The organism is Streptomyces sp. NPDC002776 (genome assembly GCF_053592195.1).
Window position 1 is genome coordinate 300,653 of record NZ_JBSFVG010000009.1, and the last position, 8,479, is coordinate 309,131.

Consider the following 8,479-nt stretch of genomic DNA (forward strand, 5'->3'; position numbering starts at 1 on the left):
CGCCCCCAACCCCCCATAGGAGAAGCCGAGATGGCACACCGAGCCGCAACAGCCCGCCGCAGGCGCGCCGTTGTCACCGCAGCCTGCGCCACCGCCCTGCTCACCGGCGCCGCCTTACTGTCCGAGCCCGCGACCGCGGCCGCACCGCAGCCGGCCGCGGCCTGCGGTGAGGGCACCTACCAGGCGGAGGCGGTGCTCAGCGGCAGCACCTGGACCGCCCGCCGCGGCAGTTCCGTGGTCTACACCGGCACGGACATGCGCGCGGCGATGCAGGCCGCCGTCAGCAGCCTGACGGCGGGCCGCACATCGAAGGAACGGGTCGTCGTACGCGGCTCGGGGTCGATCAGCGCCGGGTCCCGGGTCTCCCTGCCCAGCTACACGGTCCTCGACGTCTGCGGCACGATCAACGTCACCGGATCGGGCTCCGGCGACCAGGCCCCGGTCTACGCCCGGGGCGTCCGCGACATCGAGGTCCAGCATCTCAACGTCACCGGCGCACCGCTCTACGGCATCTTCATGCGCAACGTCCAGAACGTCGTGCTCGGCCAGATCGACATGCGCCTGTCGGCCGGGCTCGGGGTCCGCATCGACAACCGCGGCGACACCAGCCAGTGGACCCGCAACGTCCGCATCGACAGCGTGTACGTGTCCGGCGCGAGCAGCCACGCGGTGGAGACGTACGGCGTGGACGGCCTCACCGTCGGCACGGTCACCGCCCGCAACGTGGGCCACTCGGGCCTGCTCCTGAACCAGACGATCAACGCCACCGTCACCAGGGTCGACGCCGACGGCGCGGGCACCGGCACCGGTTACGCGGCCTTCCGCATGGCCAACCGCAATGGCCGGGTGGGCAGTTCGTATCCCACCAACATCCGGGTGGGCGAGGTGATCGCGCGCGGCGGCGGACGCGGGGTGTTCTGTGTGTCGGAGAGCGGCGGGGCGGTCATCGACCGGGTCAACCTGTCGAACACGGGCAACAACGCGATCCTGATCGAGAACTGCACCAACGTGAACATCGCCGCCCAGAGCGGCAGCGTCACCGGCGGCGGCGAGATCCGGCTCGCGGCCCGTTCGGAGTTCCCCAACAACTCCGACATCACCATCCAGAACCTCACGGTCACCAACTCGGCGATCAACGAGAACCCCTGCGGGACCAACACCACGTTCCGCAACAACACGCTCGTCAACAGCCGGCAGACCATCTGCTGAACCGCGAGGGGCGGACCGGCCGCAAGGCCCGTCCGCCCCCGTGCGGGTGTTCCCCGATCAGCAGGTGCGGCCCAGGTAGTACGCGCCGTCGATCTTGGAGGAGGAGCCCAGCCAGGTCTTGCCGGGGGCGACACACCGCTCGTAGTCGGGGGCCCAGGCGGCCTCGACCTTGATGACGACCCGGGAGCCGTCCGAGGTGCAGTGGTGGTAGTAGGCGTCGGAGCCGGTCTCGAAGAAGCCGCACGGGTCGGCGACGGCGGAACCGGCGGCCGTGGCGACCACGCCGAAGGAGGAGAGGACGAGGGCCGCGCTGCCGAGGGCGCCGGTCACGAATCGACGAACAGACAAGGAAAACTCCATGCGGTGAGGGACCGGGCCCCGGGCCGGCGGCCGATCCGATGATCAATGCCGAGCCAGGATCACCGCTTCCCGCCGCCGAGTTGATCAAGTGGTGGTCCTCTTCACCCGGCGTATCGATTTGTCGTTGCGCCGATCGGTTGACGAGGACTCAAGGCGGCCCAGAGGTTGTCGATCCTGCGCCCGCGCCATACCCCATCGATGTCACAGAACTATGGCGCCCGGTGTCCTGTGGGGGACGCAGTCGTCAGCGGAGGGGACCACGCATGGCAGGCACGACACAGGCGGGCGACTCGGCCACGAGGGCGTTCGTCGCGCACCGCAATCTGCTCTTCACCGTGGCCTACGAGCTGCTCGGCTCGGCCGCCGACGCCGAGGACGTTCTCCAGGAGACCTGGCTGCGCTGGGCGGGCGTCGACCTGGCCGCCGTACAGAATCAGCGCGCGTACCTCGTACGGATCGCCACCCGCCAGGCTCTCGTCCGGCTGCGCACCCTGGAGCGCCGCAGGGAGACCTACGTCGGCCCCTGGCTGCCCGAGCCGCTGCTGACGGCGCCGGACGTGGCGGAGGACGTGGAGCTGGCCGACAGCGTCTCGATGGCGATGCTGCTGGTGCTGGAGACGCTCACGCCGACCGAGCGGGCGGTGTTCGTGCTGCGGGAGGTGTTCGCCCTCGACTACGACGAGATCGCCGAGGCCGTGGAGAAGAAGCCGGCGGCGGTACGGCAGATCGCCCACCGGGCCCGGTCGCATGTCGCCGCGCGCCGCCCGCGCGGAGAGGTCTCGGCGGCGGAGTCCAAGGCCGTGCTCGGGGCCTTCCGACGCGCTGTGGAGACAGGGGACTTGCAGGGCCTGCTCGACATCCTCGCGCCGGATGTCGTGTTCCTGGGCGACGGCGGCGGGGTCGCCCAGGCCGCGCTGTCGCCGATCGTGGGCGCCGGGAGCGTGGCGGCACTCCTGGCCGCGTCCCGGCTGGCCTCGGTGGCCCCGCTGGAGCCGGCCCTGGTCAACGGCTCCCCCGCGCTGGTCCTGCGCCTTCACGGGGAGGTCGACACGGTGCTGGCGGTCCGCATCGACGAGGGCCTCATCTCGGGCCTGTACGCGGTCCGCAACCCTGAGAAGCTGGCGCGGATGGGGCGGGAGACGGAGCTGCGGCGCCGGGTGAGCACGTACTGAGGGCGTTGCGCCGGAGCGTGGCGGACACTCCGGCGGTCACATGCCGATGAAGCTCACCGTCTCCGTCATCTCCGCGCGCCCCGTGCGCAGCGCCGGCACGCCTTCCTTCTCGAATCCCACCGCGACCCCGCAGAAGAGCACGAGCCCGTCGTCCGCCCCGACCGCCCGGCTCACGGTCCTGCGGTACATCGTCCACATCACCTGGGGGCAGCTGTGCAGCCCCTCCGCCCTCAGCAGCAGCATGACCGTCTGGAGGTACATCCCCGCGTCCCCCCACTGTCCGGGCCCCATCGCCCGGTCGAGGTAGCAGAACAGGACGACCGGCGCCCCGAACGCCTCCGAGTTCAGGGCGGCGATCTTCCTGGGGCGGTTGGGGTCGTCGCGCTCGATGCCCAGCGCCGCGTACCGCTGGGCGGCCGCGGCGGAGAAGCGGTCCGGATACGGCGAGGCCAGTCCCGCCGGATACATCGGGTACTCCCGCTCGTCACCCGGGTCACCGGCCAGGGCCCTGGCCGTCGCGTGGCGCTTCAGCTCGGCCAGGGGGTCGCCGGTGACGACGTACAGGTGCCACGGCTGGAGGTTCCCGCTGGACGGGGCCCGGGTCGCCGCCGTCAGCACCCGCTCCAGCACCTCTCGGCGTACCGGCTCGGCGCTGAACGCCCGTACGGCCCGGCGGCTGTCCACGGCCTCGTACACATCCACGTCTTCTCGCCCTTTCCCCCGCACCGGAGCCGCGACAGCGGAAACCGCGTTGCCCCGGACCGTGGCGATCACTAAGGTCCTTCGGGTGACTGCCGGGTCGGCCATGGGCCATGCACGAGTGAGCGTCCCGGCCTCGGCGTGAGCCCGAGGCGGGCCAGAGCCCCGCCCTCCCCTCCGCGTCCTCCCGTAGGCGCCCGCACGCGGCGCCCGACCCAGCGGATACCGAGACCCGGAGAAACCCACCACACATGCCGAACGAACAGCAGCACCCGCACGCTCCCGAACTGCCTACGACATCCGTCCAGTTGAACCACACCGCCGTCTACGCCACCGACCGGCAGCTGTCCGCCGAGTTCCTGGCCGCCATCCTGGGCCTTGAGGTCGGCGCCCCCTTCGGGCCGTTCCTCCCCGTCGACCTCGGCAATGGCGTCACGCTCGACTACTACGAGATGCGTACCGAGCCGATCCAGCCGCAGCACTACGCGTTCCTCGTGCCCGACGAGCAGTTCGACGGCATGATCGCCCGCCTGGAGACCGTCGGGGTCACCTACTACGCCGACCCCAGTCACACCGAACCCGGCCGGATCAACCGCCTGTTCGGCGGTCGCGGCGCCTACTTCGACGACCCGGACGGCCACAACATGGAGATCATCACCCGGCCCTACGCCCGCCCCTAGCCGGCACTCCTCGCCTGGCCCTGCTCCTCCGGCCCCCACACCTGGAGCAGGGCCAGGCACTTGTCGTGGCGCAGCAGGTGAACAGGAACTCGTCGACGCCGTCGAGCACCACCCCCTTACTTGCACACCCATGGGCAATAACCTAATCTGCACATGAGTGAGCAATTAACTGCCGCCGTGCCATAGGCGCACCCCCGCCTTCCGCCCCTCCCTGAATCTCAGGACGTTCCATGCCGCTCTTCGCGAACACCCCCGTCGAGAAAATGCCCGGCCCCTACCCCCGCCGCTGGTGGGCCCTGCTCGTGCTCTGCCTCAGCCTGCTGGTCGTCGTCATGGCGAACACCTCGCTGATCGTGGCCGCGCCCGACATGACGAGGGACCTCGGGCTGTCCAGCAGTGACCTGCAGTGGGTCATCGACGGCTACACCGTCCCGTACGCCGCGCTGATGCTGGTCCTGGGGGCCCTGGGCGACAAGTACAGCCGGCGCGGCGCGCTCGTCAGCGGGCTGTTGATCTTCGCGGGCGGGTCGGTGATGGGCAGCGTGGTCGACGAGACCGAGCTGGTCATCGCGGCCCGCGCCATCATGGGCGTCGGCGCCGCCGTGGTCATGCCGGCCACGCTCTCCCTGCTGGTCGCCATCTTCCCCAGGGGCGAGCGGGTGCGGGCCATCACCGCCTGGACCGCCACCTCCGGCCTCGCCATCGCCGCGGGCCCGCTGCTGGCCGGCCGGCTGCTGGAGGACCACGCCTGGGGCTCGACGTTCCTGATCAACGTGCCCATCGTCCTCGTCGGCGTGGTCGGCGCGCTGGTCCTCGTCCCGCCGTCCAAGGCACAGGGCATGGGGCGGATCGACTACGTCGGCGGTCTGCTCTCCATCGCCTCCGTCGCCGCGCTCGTCTACGCGATCATCGAGGGCCCGCACTTCGGCTGGGGCGCCGGACCGGTCACCGCGGCCGTGGTCGCCGGCGCCGGTCTGCTCGCGTTCGTCGGGTGGGAGCTGCGCCATCCGCACCCGATGCTGGACGTGCGCAAGTTCCTCCAGCGGCCCTTCAGCGGCTCGATGATCGCGGTGCTGTTCTTCTTCTTCGGCACCTTCGGCTCGATCTACTACTCCACCCAGTTCCTGCAGTTCGTCCTCGGCTACGACGCCCTGGAGACCGGTCTCCGGCTGACGCCGCTGGCCGGGGCCGTGTTCGTCGGCGCCGCCGTCACCGGCAGGCTGTCGCCCAGGCTCGGGGTGAAGGCGATGGTCGGGACCGGGATGGTGCTCGGCGCGGTGGCCGTCTTCCTGCTCACCCTGGTCGACGCCGGCTCGGGGTACTCCGCCTTCCTGCCGACCATGCTGCTGCTCGGTTTCGCGATCGGCCTCAGCGTCTCCCCCGCCACCGACACGATCATGGGCTCCTTCCCCGAGTCGGAGCTGGGCGTCGGCGGCGGCGCCAACGACACCTCGCTGGAACTCGGCGGTTCCCTCGGCATCGCGCTGCTGGGCTCGCTGCTCAGCACGTCCTACCAGGACAGGCTGACCGACCTGGTCGGCGGACAGTTGCCGGCCGAGGTCCTGCACACCGCCCAGGAGTCGGCGGGCGGTGGCCTCGCCGTCGCCGAGGAGATCGCCGAGGACCCGGCCGGCGGCGCCCAGCAGGCCCAGGCCCTGGTCGACGCGGTGCACGAGGCGTTCGCCCACGGGGTCGCGTACACCAGCCTCGTCGGCGGCATCGTCATGGCCGCCGGTGCCGTGCTCGTCCTGCTCGTCCTGCCGGGCAACCGCGCCATGAAGCAGCACCAGGAGCAGTCGCCCGAGCCGCGGGAGGAGCGGGTGAGCGCTAGCGGGTCACCACGGTGAGCACCGGGTAGATCCTCGGCGTCGCTTCGGGGATGCCGAGTTCCTGGAGGATGGGCCCGAGGGTCTCCCCGAACTCCCGGAACGCCTCCTCGGACTCCCATACGTCGACCACGAGCCAGCCGTCGGAGGTGGGGGCGGCGGTGTGCGAGACGAGGCCGGCCACCGGCCAGTCCGAGGGGCTCGTCAGGGGGCCGGGGCGGCCGGTCAGCCGCTCCACGCTCTGCTCGTACTGGGCCTGGGTCATCCCCGGCAGTTCGTGGACCACGACGACGGACATGGGGTGCTCCTCACAGGGCGGTACAGGGTCCGGCCCAGTCGACCACCCCGCCGCGTCAGGGGCGCGTCGGCCTGAGCCGTACGGAGCACACGGGGCAGGCCGCAGGTGGGACCGTCGGGTCAGTCGTCGGCGCCGGCCGTGCGGACCGCCGTCGGCGCGATCTCGGCGACCACCCCGCTCGCCCGCTCCTGCGGCACCCCGGCGGCGATCAGCGTGGCGAGGGCGGTCCTGGCGCCGTCGTCCTCCAGCGCCCCGGTGTTGACCTCCTCCAGCAGCGCGACGTGCATGGCCTCGAGACCGGCGCTCAGCACGGCGGGCGGCAGATGGGTGTGGAAGACACCGTCCCGCTGGCCCCTTTCCAGGATGGCGGTGACCTCGGAGCGGGCCGGGGACAGGATCTCCGTGACGCGCTCGATGCCGAGGTCGCGCCGGGCGAGCGCCAGGAGCATCCGGTAGCGGTCGCCGACGGGCCACATGGTGAGGACGAAGTGTGCGAGCGCCCGGTCGGCCGGTTCGGCGGGCCTGACCGCCTCGGCCAGCGCGGCGCGCAGCGACTCGGACGCCTCCTCGGCGAGCGCCTCCAGCAGCGCCGGGCGCCCAGGGAAGTGACCGAAGAGCGTGCGCCGTACGACGCCGGAGGCCCGCGCCAGTTCCTCCAGCGTGATGTCGGGATTGCGGCCGAGCTCCTGGCGGGCGGTGGCCAGGATGCGCGCCCGGTTGGACCGCGCGTTGCGTCGCTGCGGCACGCGGGCCACGGGCTTGGTCACGGGGAACCTCGGTGAAGCGGTACGGGGGGGACGACGGGGGTCCGGAGGCGGTCGTCTTCATTCTGGCACGACGGGTGCTCCCCGCCCGGCCGTTGGCCGGCGAGGGTGCGCGGGCCGTCGTGCTCATCCTCCGTCCGCCTCCGCGGGCGCCGAGGACAGCGGGACCGGGGTGAACATGGGCGGCTCCTCCTCGGGCGTGAGCGCGGTGGGGCCGTACACCCAGTCGGTGAAGGAGTAGTCGTACGTGTCCCGCTCCCGCATGATCGCGTTGCGCCGGCGCCGGGGCTCGCCGTCGAGGTGCCACAGCTCGCCCCAGGCACGGGCCGTGGTCTGCACCCGTTGGCAGTGCGGCACGCGAACCGCCTCGTAGGCCGCGAGGGCCGCGTCCCAGTCCGGGTGCCGGGCATGGTGCTCGGCCAGTACCCAGCCGTCCTCGATCGCCATGATCGCGCCCTGCGCCAGGTACTGGAGGGGCGGGTGGGCGGCGTCACCGAGCAGGGCGATCCGGCCGTGCACCCAGGTGTCCACGGGGTCGCGGTCGAGCATCTGCCACCGACGGTCCCGCCACATCAGCGGGATGCCCTTGCGTACGGTGTCGCAGGTGGCCTCGAAGGCCGCGTCCAGCTCGTCGGGGGTGCCCCAGTCGGCCTGTCCGGCCAGGGCCTTGGGCGACTCGAAGACGGCGACCTGGTTGAACATGTCGCCGCCGCGCAGGGCGTATTGGACGAAGTGGCAGCGGGGGCCGACATGGACGGTGACGTCCTTCTCGGCGATGCCGTTCTCCCGGACCTGCCCGATCGGGACGGCGGCACGGTAGGCGACGTAGTGGGAGCTGACGACGTCGTCGCCGACGAGCAGGCGGCGGGCCGTGGAGTGCAGCCCGTCGGCCGCGACGACCAGCGGGGCGGACTCGGTCCGGCCGTCCTCCAGCACGGCCCGGGCCCCGCCGGGAGTGTTGTCGTAGCCGATGACGGTCCGGTCGGTCAGCAGCTCGACACCGGCGCGTTCGCAGGCGCGCAGGAAGATGCCGTGCAGATCGCTGCGGTGGATGACCATGTACGGGAAGCCGTACCGGCGTTCGAGGTCGCGCAGGTCCAGCCGGGTCAGCTCCCGGCCGTCGAGCGCGTCGCGCATCACCATGTGCTCGGGGAGGACGCCGAGCGTCTTGGCCTCCTCCAGCAGGCCGTACTCGGCGAGGATGCGGGTGCAGTTGGGTGCGATCTGGAGGCCCGCGCCCACCTCGCCGAACTCCTCGGCGCGTTCGAGGACGCGCACCCGCAGTCCCTGGCGGGCCAGGGCGAAGGCGGCACCGAGGCCGCCGATCCCGCCGCCGACGATGAGGACGTCGGGGCCGCAGGGAGGGTTCATGATCTGCCCTACCTTTCTAGTGGGTTCGAAATGATCATTCGTAAGATCAGTGGGACCCAGGGGCTCTGGGCATGGCTGATGATTGGGCGACCGTCAGATG

At 71.5% G+C, this 8,479-nt stretch carries 9 protein-coding genes; 4 read left to right on the top strand and 5 right to left on the bottom strand.

Translation table 11 applies throughout. The features are described from left to right. The first annotated feature begins 30 nt into the window (after nucleotides 1-30). Nucleotides 31-1,209 (top strand): hypothetical protein, encoded by a 1,179-nt coding sequence (locus tag ACWD11_RS20570; RefSeq protein ID WP_389417709.1) that lies wholly within the window; start codon nucleotides 31-33, stop codon nucleotides 1,207-1,209. A 57-nt stretch (nucleotides 1,210-1,266) separates the two neighbouring features. On the opposite strand, the gene ACWD11_RS20575 is transcribed toward ACWD11_RS20570, so the two are convergent. Then, on the bottom strand, nucleotides 1,267-1,557 hold the full coding sequence (locus ACWD11_RS20575) for a DUF6355 family natural product biosynthesis protein (RefSeq protein WP_451284600.1): 291 nt from the start codon (nucleotides 1,555-1,557) through the stop codon (nucleotides 1,267-1,269). A 275-nt stretch (nucleotides 1,558-1,832) separates the two neighbouring features. On the opposite strand from ACWD11_RS20575, the gene ACWD11_RS20580 reads away from it, so the two are divergent. Then, nucleotides 1,833-2,741 (top strand): RNA polymerase sigma-70 factor, encoded by a 909-nt coding sequence (locus ACWD11_RS20580; protein WP_451284602.1) that lies wholly within the window; start codon nucleotides 1,833-1,835, stop codon nucleotides 2,739-2,741. 36 nt (nucleotides 2,742-2,777) lie between these two features. On the opposite strand, the gene ACWD11_RS20585 is transcribed toward ACWD11_RS20580, so the two are convergent. Next, complete coding sequence (locus ACWD11_RS20585; RefSeq protein ID WP_451284604.1) at nucleotides 2,778-3,443, bottom strand: nitroreductase; 666 nt, start codon at nucleotides 3,441-3,443, stop codon at nucleotides 2,778-2,780. 248 nt (nucleotides 3,444-3,691) lie between these two features. On the opposite strand from ACWD11_RS20585, the gene ACWD11_RS20590 reads away from it, so the two are divergent. Continuing rightward, nucleotides 3,692-4,120: a VOC family protein gene (locus ACWD11_RS20590; RefSeq protein WP_451284606.1), complete on the top strand. Its 429-nt coding sequence runs from the start codon at nucleotides 3,692-3,694 to the stop codon at nucleotides 4,118-4,120. 230 nt (nucleotides 4,121-4,350) lie between these two features. Next, on the top strand, nucleotides 4,351-5,967 hold the full coding sequence (locus ACWD11_RS20595; RefSeq protein ID WP_451284608.1) for an MFS transporter: 1,617 nt from the start codon (nucleotides 4,351-4,353) through the stop codon (nucleotides 5,965-5,967). Here the strand turns inward: ACWD11_RS20595 and ACWD11_RS20600 are convergent. The 3 genes from ACWD11_RS20600 to ACWD11_RS20610 all read right to left on the bottom strand — a co-directional run bounded on the left by ACWD11_RS20600 (nucleotide 5,948) and on the right by ACWD11_RS20610 (nucleotide 8,379). After that, nucleotides 5,948-6,244: a hypothetical protein gene (locus ACWD11_RS20600; RefSeq protein ID WP_451284610.1), complete on the bottom strand. Its 297-nt coding sequence runs from the start codon at nucleotides 6,242-6,244 to the stop codon at nucleotides 5,948-5,950. The genes ACWD11_RS20595 and ACWD11_RS20600 overlap by 20 nt on opposite strands. Nucleotides 6,245-6,363: 119 nt before the next feature. After that, complete coding sequence (locus ACWD11_RS20605; protein WP_451284612.1) at nucleotides 6,364-7,011, bottom strand: TetR/AcrR family transcriptional regulator; 648 nt, start codon at nucleotides 7,009-7,011, stop codon at nucleotides 6,364-6,366. Between the two features lie 123 nt (nucleotides 7,012-7,134). Further along, nucleotides 7,135-8,379 (bottom strand): FAD-dependent oxidoreductase, encoded by a 1,245-nt coding sequence (locus tag ACWD11_RS20610; protein WP_451284614.1) that lies wholly within the window; start codon nucleotides 8,377-8,379, stop codon nucleotides 7,135-7,137. Between the last annotated feature and the right edge of the window lie 100 nt (nucleotides 8,380-8,479).